Raw genomic sequence first — 14108 nt, 5'->3', positions numbered from 1 at the left:
GTTGATTGAATAGGTCCAATACATGTGTCGAATAATTAGAAAGAAAAGAAAATAAATATTAAAAAATTCAAAAAATATAAAAGGATTATTCAATTGAGTATCGAATATATATAAAAGTGAAGTTGTATAGACAACCGAACTAATAGGGGGGGAGCCTTCTTACTGTTGGTCCTTAATAAAGCTGAGTGAATTACCTGAATACCTGGCAAGGGCCCATCAGATATGAAATTTCAGAATTAAAACGGAGGTTGATTCTAATGATACTCATTGGTGAAAAAATTAATGGGGCGATTCCATCTGTAGCTAAAGCCATTGCTGCTAAAGATGCAGACTTTATTCGTAATCTCGCTAAAGTACAATCTGAAGCAGGTGTTGATTTTCTTGATGTCTGTGCCTCTGTGGATAACGATATCGAACTGGAAACCCTGAAGTGGCTTATTGATTTGGTACAGGAGGTTTCAGATATTCCTATCGCCATTGACAGCCCCAACGCTAACGTCATAGCTCAAGCCATTAAGTTCTGCAACAAACCGGGACTAATTAATTCCGTATCCATGGAGGGTGACAAGGTTGAAGTGATCTTCCCGATCATCGCAGATACAAAATGGGAGTGCGTCGCTCTTTTGTGTGATGATACTGGGATTCCTCAAGATACCGTAAAGCGTCTGGAAGTTTTCGCAACTCTTATGGATAAAGCAAAACAATACAATATTGCACCTTCACGTTTACACATTGACCCCTTAGTACAAATGCTTTGCACTTCCGAAGATGGTATCCTTGCCATTATGGATGTCATTAAGGAGATCAAAACTCAATATCCGAAAATTCATGTCACCGGTGGAGCAAGCAATATCTCCTTCAATCTTCCGATTCGAAGATTAGTCAATCAGGCTTTCATCGTATTGGCTATGAGCGCAGGCATGGACAGTGCAATCGTCGATCCCACCAAGCAGGATTTGATGGGAATGATCTTTGCTACGGAAGCACTACTTGGTCAAGATGAATACTGCATGGAATACATCGGAGCCTACCGTGAAGGTAAGTTCGGCCAGAAATAAAGCATGGTTGAGTCCCAGGTTATCAATCTGTTATATTAAAGTTTAAGGCAAAAAATAATAATTAAAATAAGGGGGAAATTACAATGTCAAAAATTGCAGAAGTAAAAGCTATGGTAGAAGCAGGGAAAGCTAAACTGGTTCCGGGTCTCGTTCAAGAAGCCTTAGATGCAGGGAATCCAGCAGGTGATATTCTATCCGGCATGATTGACTCTATGGGTGTAGTAGGAGATAAATTCTCAGCCGGAGAGCTCTTCGTGCCTGAAATGCTCATGGCAGCAAAAGCTATGTCCAAAGGTGTGGATGTCCTGAAGCCCCACCTCACCGGTGAAAGTGCAACTTCTTTAGGTACCTGCGTTATCGGCACTGTAGCAGGAGATTTGCACGATATTGGTAAAAACCTGGTAGCTATGATGTTGGAAAGTGTTGGATTTAATGTGGTCGACCTTGGAGTTGATGTATCTGCGGAGAAATTCGTTAATGCTGTCAAAGATAACGAGAATGTTAAAATAGTAGCTTGTTCAGGCCTGCTGACGACGACTATGCCTGCTATGAAGGAAACGGTTAGTGTTCTTAAAAGCAGCGGCTTGACCGGATTTAAGGTCATAATCGGTGGAGCTCCTGTATCCCAGGCAATGGCTGACGAGATTGGTGCCGATGGCTTTGCTTCTGATGCGGGTGGAGCTGCGGTTAAAGCCAAGGAATTAGTTAATGCGTAAGGATAAAAATGTTGAAATAGAAGTGGGAGGCGGGATAATATGCTGACAATTAAACAAAACTTGTTGGAAACCATTCGCGGTGGAAATCCTGATCGGTTCGTCAATCAATATGAGTTTATGGATATCATTTTAGAAAACCCTATAGATTTCATGGCTCCTCCCGGAGGAACGGTTAAGACAGGCTGGGGTATCACCTTTAGATGGCCGGAGGGTCAAATCGGTCAATTTCCTCTCCATGATGAAGAGCATAAAGTGCTCAAAGATATCACTAAGTGGAAAGAACAAGTAAAAGCCCCCGAAATTCCTGACACTGATGAAGCTTGGGCAGCTGCCGTCGAACATGCCAATAGAATTGATCGCAATGAGAAATTTGTCACTGCTTTTATCGCCCCTGGCGTTTTTGAAATGTGCCATCATCTCATGAGCATGGAAGACGCTTTAATGGGTTTATTCGAGGAGCCTGAGTTAATGCATGAGCTCATTGACTATCTCACTGAGTATGAATTAAAGCTGGCTGAAATCATTTGCCGCCGTCTCAAACCTGATGCAATCTTCCATCATGACGATTGGGGCAGCCAAAAGAACTCCTTCATTTCACCGGCTATGTTTGAAGAATTCTATCTCCCTGCTTATAAAAAAATCTACAATTTCTATAGGCAGAATGGGGTTGAACTGATTGTTCACCATAGCGACTGCTATGCAGCAAACCTTGTACCCTTCATGATCGAAATGGGAATTGACATTTGGCAGGGGGTAATGACCACCAACAATACTCCTGAGCTCATTAAACAGTATGGTGGCAAAATCAGCTTTATGGGCGATATTGACAGCGGAGTAGTTGACTTCCCAACCTGGACCCGGGAAATCGCCACCAGAGAAGTTGAGCGGGCTTGCACTAATTGCGGAAAGCACTACTTCATACCTTGCTTAACTCAAGGCTTAGGATTTAGCTCCTTCCCCGGTGTTTATGATTGTGTCAGTGAAGAAATCGACAAAATGAGTAAGAAAATGTTCTAAATAACATGTGGTGAATTTGTCTTGGATAAAAAGCCTTCGAAGCTTGTCTTCGAAGGCTTGCTTTTACAAGATGCATGGGAGAGGTGAGTTATGAACCCGGAAATTATGAAACTACTAGGTTATTTAGAAACCCTTGGTGTTGCCCATAGTGCTCATATTGATACTAAAGATATTTCCTTTAATCCCGAATTCCGAAAGCAATGTGAGCAAAATGTATGTGGCAATTACAAAAAGAACTGGATGTGTCCACCTAACGTAGGGGACTTTGCAGAGCTTAAGGAAAAAGCTTTGCAGTATAAACAGGGCATAGTATTCCAGACCGTGCATCAACTGGAGGACTCCTTTGATTTTGAAGGGATGCAGGAAGGGATGGAAGAGCAAAACAGAATACTGAGAACATTTTTAGGATGGATCGAGGAAAATAGTCTGATCACGGACTTTCTATCCTTAGGTATTGGGCCATGTACGGTCTGTAGCCGTTGTTCTATTCTAGATGGCCAAGAATGCCGACTTCCTGATGAAGCAGTGGCTTCCGTAGAGTCTTACGGAATCGATGTCACATCCTTAGTGAAGTATTACGGTATACCCTATAATAACGGAATAAACACAGTGTCCTATATTAGCCTTGTCTTATTTTAGCTCTCCGCCTAAAAATAACCATAACTTTAGCCAGCAGGATTGAACTGCTGGCTAAAGTTGTTTTCGTTATTCATAAATATAAAGAAGATGTTATGTGGTAATTTAACTTTCTGATTTTATAGCGTATACCAATCGTTCCTCAGGGGCTCCTTCAACAGGCCCGACAACGAGATAGTCGTATAAAGTCATATCAAATTTTTCACAGTTTAAAATGATCTCGCTCTTACCTTCGGAGCCTTCGACCATGAACATGCGCAGATCCAGATTCGCTTTCCGGCCTTTACTGGTATAAAGCTCAAAGAATAGAGCATCGTTCAAGGCCGCTTTGGTTCGGTCGAAGGAGTCGGCACTGGTCAGTACAATCGAGTGCTTAAGGGTGGTATCCGTTAAGACGATTTCTTCCTCGGTACGTATATCTGTCAGATTAACAGACATAAAGGTTCCATCCTTATGCTTGTATTGGTGATCCAGCAAATAATTCTTGTTTAGCTCTCCAACAGAAAAATTCTTTTCCTGAGCAAAGCCTTCCAAAGTAAATAATTGATTAGAGCCTCCGAAGGAACAACCTGTTAATGTTATGACCATTACCAAGATAAGAGCTGTGATGATTTTCTTAGGCAAAACAATTCACTCCTTCAATCTTACGAGCTTCTATAGAGTTTTATCTATCTAGATTTTCGATTTTTAACGCTGTTTTCCTGCATATTCGACACTATATTTTTAATAGTTTGAAAAGATCAAGTCTTTCACTTTGCCTGGTAGCAAAACTGAAAGGTGGATGCTTCTTAATCTGGTATAAATCGAATGAAAGCGTTATGATAGAATAAGAATTCTTACCTGGTGTTACAGAAAGGGGATTTTAACAAATGAAATCTTTTTTATCAAGCTGTACCACAGGGGGATGTGGAGCTAAAATCGGACCTGGTGAATTATCGAAAGTTCTTTCCTACTTGCCGGCTTTTCGGGACCCTAAGCTTTTGATAGGATTTGATGCTTCTGACGATGCGGCAGTTTATCAGATGGATGAGAATACAGCTATCGTTTCTACGGTAGATTTCTTTACACCTATGGTGGAGGACCCGCGAACCTTTGGGCGCATTGCCGCAGCTAATGCCTTAAGTGATGTTTATGCCATGGGAGGGACCCCTCTTTTTGCTCTGAATCTTGTCTGTTATCCTGAGCGAGAGGAAATCCAGACCTTAGGGGAGGTATTAGCAGGAGGGGCAGAGAAGCTCCAGGAAGCTGGAGCGGTTCTCTGTGGAGGACATTCTATCTATGATCGGGAGCCCAAATATGGCTTGGCGGTCACAGGGTGGCTTAACCCACAGAAGATCTGGAAGAACAATACCCCCAAGCCTGGGGACCGACTGATTCTCACTAAACCCTTGGGGGTTGGCATTGTAATGGCTGCTCTACGGGGGGAAATGGCAGAAGCAGAGGCTGTTGAAGCAGCTCTTGCTTCCATGCAGCGTCTCAATAAGTATGCGGCTGAAAAAGCTCATGACTTCCCCATACATGCCTGCACAGATATAACCGGATTTGGACTCCTTGCTCATGCTCGGGAGATGGCCGGGGAATCGGCGACAATTGTTCTCTATCCTTCGGAGTTACCTTTTATTACTCAAGCCTATACTTATGCTAAAGAATATCTGCTAACCGCAGCCGGTCAACGCAATCGCAATTTCATGGTAGGAGCAGTGGAATTCGGGGATACCCCTTTTTCTTTACAGGAGCTAATGCTCGATCCCCAGACCTCTGGAGGGTTGCTTTTCAGTGTGCCTGGTGATTGTGCCCAAGAGGTTTTGCATGCCATGCAGGAGGTGGAGCCTAAGGCGGCGCTCATCGGGGAGGTAGTCACTCGCCAAGGTTTTCCCATTCTTCTTCGCTAAGGAAACGTTCACGCTGAAGGTACTTTCCCAAATAAAAAAACCACCGGCGGGTTGCTGGCGGATTCAGATAAGGAGGACGAATTCAATGACAACTATTGATGCCCTGGGACAAGTTTGCCCCATCCCTGTGATTCGTGCCAAGAAAGCCCTGGAGGAATTAGGTGAGGAAGGCGGAGTCGTGATCTTACTGGTAGATAACGATATATCACGGCAAAATCTCCAAAAGATGGCTGCAGGAATGGGATATCAGAGTGAATATCAGGAAAAAGAAAATGGTGTTATTGAGGTGACCATTGTTGCCGGAGAAGGCTGTGCTGTTGAAGGTTCAGGAACAGCGGAGGATTCAGGGCTTGTGGTCGCCATCGGACGAGATACTATGGGAGAAGGCAGCGAAGAATTGGGAAGAATTCTTCTCAAGAGTTTTATTTATTCCCTGACAGAGCTGACCCCACCCCCTACCCATCTTCTTTTCTTTAATTCAGGAGCCTATCTAACCGGTAGCGATTCTAATAGTATAGAAGACTTAAAAGCCATGGCGGATAAAGGAACCATCATTCAAACCTGCGGCACCTGCACCAACTATTATGGTATTACCGAGAAATTGGCAGTAGGAGAGATCGCCAATATGTATAGTATCGTCACCACTATGGCCGAGGCCAAGCGCCTAATTAATATTTAGGGCATACAGTGTTTATATCATCACCTTTCCTATTTACTCTTGTTTGCCTGGTCGTGTAAAATGATGGTATAAATCCTGGCCGGTAGGCACAGGATGAAGATAGTAAAGCAGTGATGGCAGTAAGGCGATGGAAACTTATAGTGTAAGTGAGGTAATATAATGGAAATTCAAGAACGAGTCGCGAAACTCAGAAAGCTGATGGAAGACAATGGCATGGATGCTTATATTATTCCCAGCTCCGACTCCCATCTCAGTGAATATGTAGCTGACCATTTCAAAAGCAGGCAGTGGATTTCAGGCTTTACCGGTTCCGCTGGGACGGTAGTCATTACTTTAAAGGATGCAGGTTTATGGACAGATGGCCGTTACTACATTCAAGCGGAACAACAGCTCCAAAATTCGGGAATTCGGTTGTTCCGAGCAGCTGATCCTAAAGTGCCCAGTTATACAGAGTGGATAAGAGAGCATTTACCGGAAGGAAGTGCCCTTGGTTTTGACGGACATGTCTTTTCAGCAAAACAGCTTAAAGATATGGAGAAGGAATTTGATGGAAAGATAGCCATAAAGTTTAACCAGGATTTGGTGGGACAATTATGGAAAGATCGTCCTTCCATTCCTGCTCAGAATATCTTTGTTCATGACGTAGGATACGCGGGACGTTCTCGGATAGAGAAGCTCAATGATCTTCGTCAGCAGATGAAGGGCAAGGGAGCCAATGTTCATTTGCTGACAGCCTTGGATGATATCGCCTGGCTCTTAAATATTCGGGGAGATGATGTTCCCAATAATCCGGTGACCATCGCGTATGTCCTGGTTGCTGAGGAGACCTGTTATTTATGTATCGACGAAGGAAAGGTCCCTGCTACGGTGAAAACCGAGCTTGAGGAAGATGGGATCCAAATTAAAGGCTATGCTGCTGTCACCGAACTTCTGCAGGGGCTTCAAGGGAATGATTCCATCCTTATAGACCCTGAGAGCGTCAACGCAGTCCTTTACCACGCCATCCATCCTCAAGTGAAAAAGGTAGAGGGAGCCAATCCCTCAACTCTGCTGAAGGCTATTAAAAATGAGACAGAGTTGGACAACTTAAGAACCAGTAATACTTATGACGGAGTAGCCATGGTTCGCTTTATCAAATGGCTTAAAACCGCCATTGGGAAGGAAGAAATCACAGAACTCTCGGCTGGAGATACTTTAGAAGCCTTGCGGAGGGAAAACAAGGAATGTGTGGGTTTAAGCTTCGATACCATTGCCGGATATAAGGATCATGCTGCCATGATGCACTACAAAGCTACTTCGGAAAACGCCTACACCTTAAAAGCTGAAGGATTCCTTTTGGTGGATTCAGGCGGTCAATACTTTGGCGGCACTACGGATATCACCCGTACCATTGTTTTGGGGCCGCTGACTGAAGAGGAAAAAAGAGATTTTACCCTGGTGCTGAAGGGACATATTGCCTTAGCTACGGTTAAATTCCTTTATGGCGCTACAGGATCTAATCTAGATGTCTTAGCCAGACAGCCGATCTGGAAATACGGCATGGATTACAAATGCGGTACAGGTCATGGGGTGGGCATGTTTTTGAATGTTCACGAAGGTCCTCAACGACTGAGCCAGATGCATAATGCCACAAAACTAGAAGACGGGATGATCCTGACCAATGAGCCCGGTATCTATAAAGAAGGAAAACATGGTATTCGCACCGAGAATATGATGGTGGTGATCAAGGATGAAGAGACCGAATTCGGTCAATTCATGCGCTTTGAAGCACTGACCTATTGCCCCATCGACTTAGCAGGTGTGGATCAAAGCCTACTGACCGATGAGGAGCAAACATGGCTGGATGAGTATAATAAAATGGTCTACGACAAACTTGAATCCTATTTGAATGAGGAAGAAAAAGCTTGGTTAGCTCAAGAAATCCGGATGTAGGGGGGGTACCTTCACTTTTCCGAGCTTAGATTTTCGGCCAGGGAATCTAATTCTAAAGCAATAGCATTGGCTTGTTCTGTAGCAGCTGCAATATTACCGATAGCCTCAGCGACCTGCCCGATGGAAGAGCCGATTTCTATCATCTCAGTAAAGGTTTGAGAGCTGGCCGTTTGGATGGCATTCAGTATAGCTTCGATCTGCTTGATGGAAGCAGTGGTTTCGTTGGCTAGCTTGCGAATTTCTTCGGCAACGACACCAAACCCTCTGCCTTGTTCTCCCACACGCGCGGCCTCAATAGCAGCGTTAAGACCCAATAAATTAGTTTGATTGGCAATGCGTTTGATGAGGGAAAGAACATCGTCTGTTTTTTTAACCTGAGACTGCGATTCATTGACCAGATTGGTTAATGAATCGCAGACGGCAGAGATTTCTTCGGTCTGTGCGGAAATCTCTTGGATTGTGCTGGGCTAGAACTCCCATACTTTGTGCTAATGATGTGGACATGTCCTTGAGATGATCTTGGCGGTCCACATTTTCCATTACGGCAATTGCCCCGATGATTTCCTTTTGCTTATTGCAAATCGGAAATGCTGTAGCAATAAAGGGAACACCCCACAAGGATTTATCGGATTTCACAACCACCCTGCGCTTTTCGTTAATTGCCCGATACAACCCGCTGCCTGCCTTTAAGGGAGCACCTATCGGGATTTTAAGATCCAATGTTCTTCCGGGTATGTAGACCAATTGCCTTTCGCGATCAGACATTCCAACACTGACATCACTGGTAAGCATGTCATTGATAAATGGTAAAACATAAGCGAAGTGGTTAAAGATTTCTTGATTTTCATCATGAGGTTGATTTTCCATAAGCATTGTGATTCTCTCCTTTATTTGTAGACTGAATATAAAAATACTTTCGACAGTCGACAGATTTAGTCCTGCAAAAGAAAGTAGGACCAAAGTCCTAAAGAAGTAAAGTCCCGCTTGGGTGACCCATCAAAGTTCTTATTAGTGCTTTACCTTTTAGAAGAGGTAAGGGAACTAAGCAATTGTATGTTGTAAAAAACCAATATAGGGATTAAAGTGGAAGATAAGAATTGATAAGGATTCAAATGTGTAGAAGAATTATGTGGTTTTTATAGGGGAGGAGAGAATAAAATGAAATTAATATCATGGAATGTTAATGGCCTGCGGGCTTGTCTAAATAAGGGCTTTATGGACTTTTTTGAACAGGAACAAGCGGATATCTTTTGCCTGCAGGAAACCAAACTTCAGGAAGAACAGATTCCTTTCCAATTGGAGGGGTATTACGCCTATTGGAATTTTGCTCAGAAGAAAGGATATTCCGGTACCGCAGTCTTTACAAAAAATGAACCGCTGAGTGTGTCCTATGGAATCGGTAAAGAAGAACATGATCAAGAAGGGCGAGTCATTACCCTTGAATTTGAAACCTTCTACCTTGTTACCGTCTACGCCCCGAACTCTCAAAGAGGTCTGGCTCGTTTAGATTATCGCATGACCTGGGAAGAAGAGTTTCTCAGTTATCTTAAAAGCCTGGAAAAGTCTAAACCGGTGATCTTTTGCGGAGATCTTAATGTTGCCCATACGGAGATCGATCTCAAAAACCCCAAATCCAACCGTAAAAACGCCGGTTTCTCTGATGAAGAACGGGCAAAGTTCAGTGGACTTCTTAAGAATGGCTTTATCGATACCTTCCGCCATTTCTACCCGGATAAAACAGATTCCTACACTTGGTGGTCCTATATGTTCAATGCTCGAACCAATAATGCAGGGTGGCGTATTGATTATTTTTGCGTCTCTGAAAGCTTGAAGAATGAACTTAAGGATGCCCTAATCTACGACAAAATAATGGGTTCAGATCATTGCCCGGTGGGCCTGGAAATTTTCTAATATAAATTATTAAAATTTTCTCAGCCTCTAAGCACTTTGAGGCTAAATTAAACAAGAAAATAAGGAGCTGACATCTCGTGAACTTATCCAGGTTCAAAGATGTTAGCTCCTTTTGCTTATTTAAAAAATTTAGTTATTGACATAGCAGTAACTAAAATATATAATTCCGATATGTCATAGTAAATATATATGAATTATATGAATAGACTTAGAGTATAGAAGTCCAGCAGATTTGACTGAAAGAGAGAACGGCCATGAACTTAAATTGGGAATTTATTCTTCAAAATATCCCTTTATATGAGAAAGCGGCATGGCTTACCTTAAAGCTTGCTTTCTGGGGGACACTGTCTTCTTTGCTCCTTGGCCTTATCTGCAGTGTAATAATTTATTACCGTGTACCTTTTTTAAAAACTATTGTGGGAGTCTATATAGAGCTCTCCCGGAATACCCCTTTGCTTATCCAGCTCTACTTTCTCTATTTTGGGCTAACGAAGCTGGGGGTGACCTTAAGTGAAACTACTTGTGCAATTCTTGGTCTTTCCTTTTTAGGAGGCAGCTATATGGCTGAGGCTTTCCGCGGCGGTATGGAGGCGGTGAGCAGATCCCAGATTGAATCTGGCTTAAGCTTAGGGTTTTCACGGTGGCAATTGATTCGTTATGTAGTATTCCCTCAGGCTTTGTCTTTTAGTGTCCCGGCCCTTGGCGCTAATTGTATCTTCTTGCTGAAAGAAACTTCCGTCGTCGGGGCTATCGCCATCCTGGACCTTATGAATGTAACCAAGGACCTCATCGGGATGTATTACCAGACCATTGAATCTCTCTTTATGCTGGTTGTTTCTTACTTGATCATTCTTTTACCCCTATCGTTTTTCCTGACTTGGTTGGAGAGGAAGGTGCGTTATGCAGAGTTCGGCCATTGAGATGATCTTTACCTCACAAAATATAATGCGCCTGCTGGAGGGATTGCTGGTTACGGCACGAATAGCCTTCATCGCCATCTTAATTTCCACCTTTACGGGAATCCTCTTTGGTCTTCTCATGACTATAAAATCGAGGATGATCAAAGGGCTCTGCCGCCTTTATCTGGAAACCTTCAGAATTATTCCCGTCCTTGTCTGGTTATTCATCGGCTATTTCGGAATTACCGCGGCCTTTAATATCCATCTAGAGGGTGAGGTCATAGCTATTATTGTCTTTATTCTCTGGGGAACGGCAGAAATGGGTGATATCGTTAGAGGGGCCTTAGAATCCTTGCCCCGACATCAGAGTGACTCCGGTAAAGCCTTGGGTTTAAGCTTTTGGAAGCTTTACCGGTATATTTTAATTCCTCAGGCTGTAAGACGAATGCTTCCCGCCACGATTAATTTGGCTACACGGATGGTCAAAACCACCTCGCTTGTGGTTCTCATCGGCGTAGTGGAAGTTCTCAAGGTCGGTCAACAAATCATAGAGAACGCTCGTTTCACGGTACCCACGGCTTCCTTCTGGATTTATGGATTTATTTTTATGTTGTACTTCACCATGTGTTATCCGTTATCTCGTTTTGCAAAGAAGCTGGAAGCGAAGTGGAGCAGTTAGGGGTGATTAAATGAGTGTAGAGAAAAAGGAAGTAGTGTTGGAAATCAAAGCGTTGCACAAGGAGTATGGTGGCAAACCTGTTCTCAATGAGATTGATCTCCAAGTCCAGAGGGGTGAGGTTATTGTGGTTTTAGGGCCTTCCGGATGCGGGAAAAGCACCTTGCTCCGATGTCTTAATGGTCTTGAACCCATTCAAGGGGGAGATATTCTGCTTTCAGGTCAAAGCCTCATAGGAAAAAATGTTGACTGGAAAAAAATCCGTCAGCAGATCGGTATGGTCTTCCAGAACTATGATCTTTTTCCCCATATGACGGTGCTTGAGAATATTCTTCTTGGCCCCACGAAAGTTCAGAACAGGGGTAGAAGCCAAGTGCTGGAGCAAGCCAAGGTCCTCTTGGAAAGAGTCGGGTTATATGATAGAATAAACGCTTTTCCAAGGGAGTTGTCCGGAGGTCAGAAGCAGAGAATCGCTATCGTCAGGGCCTTATGTATGAATCCCGAGATGATGCTTTTTGACGAGGTGACAGCATCCCTTGATCCGGAAATGGTTCGAGAAGTTCTTGATGTTATGCTGGGTTTGGCCAAACAAGGAATGACCATGATTATCGTCACTCATGAAATGGGTTTCGCCCAGGCTGTGGCTGATCGAATCGTTTTCATGGATTCAGGTGATATTTGTGAGATTGCTGGACCTCAGGAGTTCTTTAATAATCCCCGCACGGATCGGGCTAGGCGATTTCTTAATATATTCCAATACTAGAGTACAAAAAAGCAAAGAAAGGTTGAGAGAAAAGATGAAAAAGATGAAGAGATTATTGTCCCTCGCACTAGCAGGCGCTTTACTCCTTGGAGGGCTTGTGGGGTGCAGCCAAGCAGGAGCCAACCCAGCAAATAACTCAAATGGTACGTCCTCAGCAGGATCTTTAGAAGAGATTAAACAGCGTGGTACCTTAAGGATTGGAGTATTCAGCGACAAACCGCCTTTTGGGTATGTGGATTCCAATGGACAGAATCAAGGCTTTGACGTGGAAATTGCCAAGCGTTTTGCTAAAGACCTTTTGGGGGACGAATCCAAAGTGGAATTCGTATTGGTTGAGGCTGCCAACAGAGTCCCTTATCTTGAATCCAACAAGGTAGATATCATCATGGCTAATTTCACAGTCACGGAGGAAAGAAAGCAAAAGGTTGATTTTGCCAATCCTTACATGAAGGTTTCTCTAGGGCTCGTATCACCTGACGGGGCTCTGATTACCTCCATCGACCAGCTTAAAGGGAAGAAAGTTATTGTCAATAAAGGAACCACAGCTCAAGATTATTTAACCAAGAATCACCCTGACCTCGAACTTCTCAAGTATGATCAAAACACGGAAGCTTTTGAAGCTTTAAAAGATGGTCGAGGGGCCGCGTTAGCTCATGACAATACGGAAGTGCTTGCTTGGGCAAAATCTAATCCCGGCTTCTCTGTAGGTGTACCTACTTTAGGCGGAACGGACACAATTGCTCCGGCAGTAAAGAAGGGCAACACCGAACTCTTAAACTGGATTAATCAAGAGTTGGAAGCGATTGGTAAGGAGGATTTTGTGGGGCAAGCTTATAAAAAGACTCTTCTCCCCGTGTACGGAGATGATGTAAAACCTGAAGAGTTAATTGTCGAAGGCGGAAAACTTTAGTAATAGGATAGGTCTAAGGATAATGAAGAAAAAGACGGTTCTCATCCTGCTTTTAGTTGGAGAGAGCCGTCTTCTAGTATGAAAAAGGCCCGGAAAGCTAGTTCTCCAGGATTTTGCTTTCGGCGTTCACTCCATAAGCTGCGCGGAGCAATCTAATCGCTCAAGACTTCCGCTGCGTCGGGTGCCCGGCTAAATCGCTCCTGCTCAATGGCCGGTTGGAAACGTCCTGTTTCCAACCCGACTCCGCTGCAGTCTTTTCGCGAAGATTGCTACCCTGCTCGCTTAGAATCCGTTCTCTGCCTTAAAGCAAAATCCTTGGGCTGCTTTTCGGGTTTGAGCGGTGCAGGTGTAGGATAAGTACCCGGCCCGGATGAGCTTTTCATCCTCCGCTGGTACTGCCTACGGCATCGCCAGCTGCCCTTAAAAAGGCCCGGAAAAGAAGTAAGGGCTAAAAGTCCAGCCACACGATGCAGAAGTAAAAAGGCCCCGCAAGTGTAGCTTTACGCACAAAAGGGAACGGCTTTAGCGGAAGAGCGACCGGGTCAACGAGGCTTTCTTAACGTAGCGAAGCCACCGGTTCACATGCAGAAAGCAGCGGGGTTTGGCGTAGCTGTTAAGAAAGCGAGTTGACCAGCTCTGGAGCTATAGAGTGAGCGTTGTGCGTAAAGCTACTCGACCCGAGCAAAAGCTTTTCCGCATCTGCCCGTATGCCTACAACATGAAGGAATCTGTTATATTATATAGTGTGCTTCAAAATATTTTTGTTATAGAGCAGATTGACTTTAAAGAAAAGATATAATAATATAGTGCCAATGACGATTTTCATCGTCAGCAATTAAATACATCCCATTTCTTATCAAGAGTGGTGGAGGGACTGGCCCGATGAAACCCAGCAACCGGTATTCTGATGAATACAACGGTGCTAATTCCTGCGATGGAAGCATTGATAGATGAGAGAGGAACTTTTGGCGATGCCCTCTTTCTCGGAAAGAGGTTTTCTTTATTTTTAAGTGTATTGA

Annotated in this window: 15 protein-coding genes, 1 pseudogene and 1 riboswitch; of the genes and pseudogenes, 12 read left to right on the top strand and 4 right to left on the bottom strand. The window is 43.8% G+C overall.

Going from position 1 to position 14108, the window contains the following annotated elements; translation table 11 throughout:
• The first annotated feature begins 257 nt into the window (after window positions 1–257).
• From DESPCE1_RS0119450 to DESPCE1_RS0119435, 4 genes are all read left to right on the top strand, one after another.
• Window positions 258–1058, top strand: a complete 801-nt coding sequence (locus DESPCE1_RS0119450; RefSeq protein ID WP_014795687.1) for a methyltetrahydrofolate cobalamin methyltransferase — start codon at window positions 258–260, stop codon at window positions 1056–1058.
• A gap of 83 nt (window positions 1059–1141) precedes the next feature.
• Entirely contained in the window at window positions 1142–1774 is a 633-nt protein-coding gene (locus DESPCE1_RS0119445) for a corrinoid protein (RefSeq protein ID WP_014795686.1), read from the top strand.
• Window positions 1775–1813: 39 nt separating this feature from the next.
• On the top strand, window positions 1814–2791 hold the full coding sequence (locus DESPCE1_RS0119440; RefSeq protein ID WP_014795685.1) for a uroporphyrinogen decarboxylase family protein: 978 nt from the start codon (window positions 1814–1816) through the stop codon (window positions 2789–2791).
• Window positions 2792–2881: 90 nt separating this feature from the next.
• A complete protein-coding gene (locus DESPCE1_RS0119435; RefSeq protein WP_019851422.1) occupies window positions 2882–3430 on the top strand; it encodes a DUF2284 domain-containing protein in 549 nt (182 codons plus the stop codon).
• Between the two features lie 102 nt (window positions 3431–3532).
• Here the strand turns inward: DESPCE1_RS0119435 and DESPCE1_RS0119430 are convergent, their stop codons facing one another.
• On the bottom strand, window positions 3533–4051 hold the full coding sequence (locus DESPCE1_RS0119430) for a hypothetical protein (protein WP_019851421.1): 519 nt from the start codon (window positions 4049–4051) through the stop codon (window positions 3533–3535).
• Between the two features lie 245 nt (window positions 4052–4296).
• On the opposite strand from DESPCE1_RS0119430, the gene selD reads away from it, so the two are divergent.
• The 3 genes from selD to DESPCE1_RS0119415 all read left to right on the top strand — a co-directional run bounded on the left by selD (window position 4297) and on the right by DESPCE1_RS0119415 (window position 7930).
• Window positions 4297–5319 (top strand): selenide, water dikinase SelD, encoded by a 1023-nt coding sequence (gene selD, locus DESPCE1_RS0119425; protein ID WP_019851420.1) that lies wholly within the window; start codon window positions 4297–4299, stop codon window positions 5317–5319.
• A gap of 85 nt (window positions 5320–5404) precedes the next feature.
• Window positions 5405–5998 (top strand): sulfurtransferase-like selenium metabolism protein YedF, encoded by a 594-nt coding sequence (yedF, locus tag DESPCE1_RS0119420; RefSeq protein ID WP_019851419.1) that lies wholly within the window; start codon window positions 5405–5407, stop codon window positions 5996–5998.
• A gap of 159 nt (window positions 5999–6157) precedes the next feature.
• Window positions 6158–7930 (top strand): aminopeptidase P family protein, encoded by a 1773-nt coding sequence (locus DESPCE1_RS0119415; RefSeq protein ID WP_019851418.1) that lies wholly within the window; start codon window positions 6158–6160, stop codon window positions 7928–7930.
• Between the two features lie 11 nt (window positions 7931–7941).
• Here DESPCE1_RS0119415 and DESPCE1_RS23515 read toward each other — a convergent pair whose 3' ends face one another.
• Together DESPCE1_RS23515 and DESPCE1_RS23510 are read right to left on the bottom strand one after the other, a co-directional pair.
• Window positions 7942–8328 carry a methyl-accepting chemotaxis protein gene (locus DESPCE1_RS23515; protein ID WP_242835442.1) on the bottom strand — a complete coding sequence of 129 codons (387 nt, stop codon included), beginning with the start codon at window positions 8326–8328 and terminating at the stop codon, window positions 7942–7944.
• Window positions 8318–8803 (bottom strand): hypothetical protein, encoded by a 486-nt coding sequence (locus DESPCE1_RS23510; RefSeq protein WP_202951813.1) that lies wholly within the window; start codon window positions 8801–8803, stop codon window positions 8318–8320. The genes DESPCE1_RS23515 and DESPCE1_RS23510 overlap by 11 nt, the downstream gene beginning before the upstream one ends.
• 285 nt (window positions 8804–9088) lie before the next feature.
• Here DESPCE1_RS23510 and DESPCE1_RS0119405 point away from each other — a divergent pair, with 285 nt between their 5' ends.
• From DESPCE1_RS0119405 to DESPCE1_RS0119385, 5 genes are all read left to right on the top strand, one after another.
• Window positions 9089–9841 carry an exodeoxyribonuclease III gene (locus tag DESPCE1_RS0119405; protein WP_014795678.1) on the top strand — a complete coding sequence of 251 codons (753 nt, stop codon included), beginning with the start codon at window positions 9089–9091 and terminating at the stop codon, window positions 9839–9841.
• A gap of 254 nt (window positions 9842–10095) precedes the next feature.
• Window positions 10096–10761, top strand: coding sequence for an amino acid ABC transporter permease (locus DESPCE1_RS0119400; RefSeq protein ID WP_019851417.1), 666 nt, complete (start codon window positions 10096–10098; stop codon window positions 10759–10761).
• The gene (locus DESPCE1_RS0119395; protein ID WP_014795676.1) at window positions 10742–11419 is read left to right on the top strand and encodes an amino acid ABC transporter permease; all 678 of its coding nucleotides are present in this window, start codon (window positions 10742–10744) and stop codon (window positions 11417–11419) included. Before DESPCE1_RS0119400 ends, DESPCE1_RS0119395 begins: the two co-directional genes overlap by 20 nt.
• A gap of 10 nt (window positions 11420–11429) precedes the next feature.
• Window positions 11430–12179, top strand: coding sequence for an amino acid ABC transporter ATP-binding protein (locus DESPCE1_RS0119390; protein ID WP_019851416.1), 750 nt, complete (start codon window positions 11430–11432; stop codon window positions 12177–12179).
• Window positions 12180–12213: 34 nt separating this feature from the next.
• Window positions 12214–13089 carry a cysteine ABC transporter substrate-binding protein gene (locus DESPCE1_RS0119385; protein WP_019851415.1) on the top strand — a complete coding sequence of 292 codons (876 nt, stop codon included), beginning with the start codon at window positions 12214–12216 and terminating at the stop codon, window positions 13087–13089.
• Window positions 13090–13130: 41 nt separating this feature from the next.
• Here DESPCE1_RS0119385 and DESPCE1_RS24225 read toward each other — a convergent pair.
• Window positions 13131–13325, bottom strand: a pseudogene (locus tag DESPCE1_RS24225) (hypothetical protein).
• A 614-nt stretch (window positions 13326–13939) separates the two neighbouring features.
• Window positions 13940–14046: riboswitch (SAM riboswitch) on the top strand.
• The last annotated feature ends 62 nt before the right edge of the window (window positions 14047–14108 follow it).

The sequence above is a fragment of the Desulfitobacterium sp. PCE1 genome, assembly GCF_000384015.1.
In the GTDB taxonomy this organism is placed as follows: domain Bacteria; phylum Bacillota; class Desulfitobacteriia; order Desulfitobacteriales; family Desulfitobacteriaceae; genus Desulfitobacterium; species Desulfitobacterium dehalogenans.
Note: the sequence above shows the minus strand (reverse complement) of the source record. Positions and strands in the feature narration are given on the sequence as shown.

Coding starts and splice junctions, on each gene's coding strand:
- DESPCE1_RS0119450 (WP_014795687.1), top strand. CDS start 258: ATGATACTCATTGGTGAAAAAATTAATGGGGCGATTCCATCTGTAGCT.
- DESPCE1_RS0119445 (WP_014795686.1), top strand. CDS start 1,142: ATGTCAAAAATTGCAGAAGTAAAAGCTATGGTAGAAGCAGGGAAAGCT.
- DESPCE1_RS0119440 (WP_014795685.1), top strand. CDS start 1,814: ATGCTGACAATTAAACAAAACTTGTTGGAAACCATTCGCGGTGGAAAT.
- DESPCE1_RS0119435 (WP_019851422.1), top strand. CDS start 2,882: ATGAACCCGGAAATTATGAAACTACTAGGTTATTTAGAAACCCTTGGT.
- selD (WP_019851420.1), top strand. CDS start 4,297: ATGAAATCTTTTTTATCAAGCTGTACCACAGGGGGATGTGGAGCTAAA.
- yedF (WP_019851419.1), top strand. CDS start 5,405: ATGACAACTATTGATGCCCTGGGACAAGTTTGCCCCATCCCTGTGATT.
- DESPCE1_RS0119415 (WP_019851418.1), top strand. CDS start 6,158: ATGGAAATTCAAGAACGAGTCGCGAAACTCAGAAAGCTGATGGAAGAC.
- DESPCE1_RS23510 (WP_202951813.1), bottom strand. CDS start 8,803: ATGCTTATGGAAAATCAACCTCATGATGAAAATCAAGAAATCTTTAAC.
- DESPCE1_RS0119405 (WP_014795678.1), top strand. CDS start 9,089: ATGAAATTAATATCATGGAATGTTAATGGCCTGCGGGCTTGTCTAAAT.
- DESPCE1_RS0119400 (WP_019851417.1), top strand. CDS start 10,096: ATGAACTTAAATTGGGAATTTATTCTTCAAAATATCCCTTTATATGAG.
- DESPCE1_RS0119395 (WP_014795676.1), top strand. CDS start 10,742: ATGCAGAGTTCGGCCATTGAGATGATCTTTACCTCACAAAATATAATG.
- DESPCE1_RS0119390 (WP_019851416.1), top strand. CDS start 11,430: ATGAGTGTAGAGAAAAAGGAAGTAGTGTTGGAAATCAAAGCGTTGCAC.
- DESPCE1_RS0119385 (WP_019851415.1), top strand. CDS start 12,214: ATGAAAAAGATGAAGAGATTATTGTCCCTCGCACTAGCAGGCGCTTTA.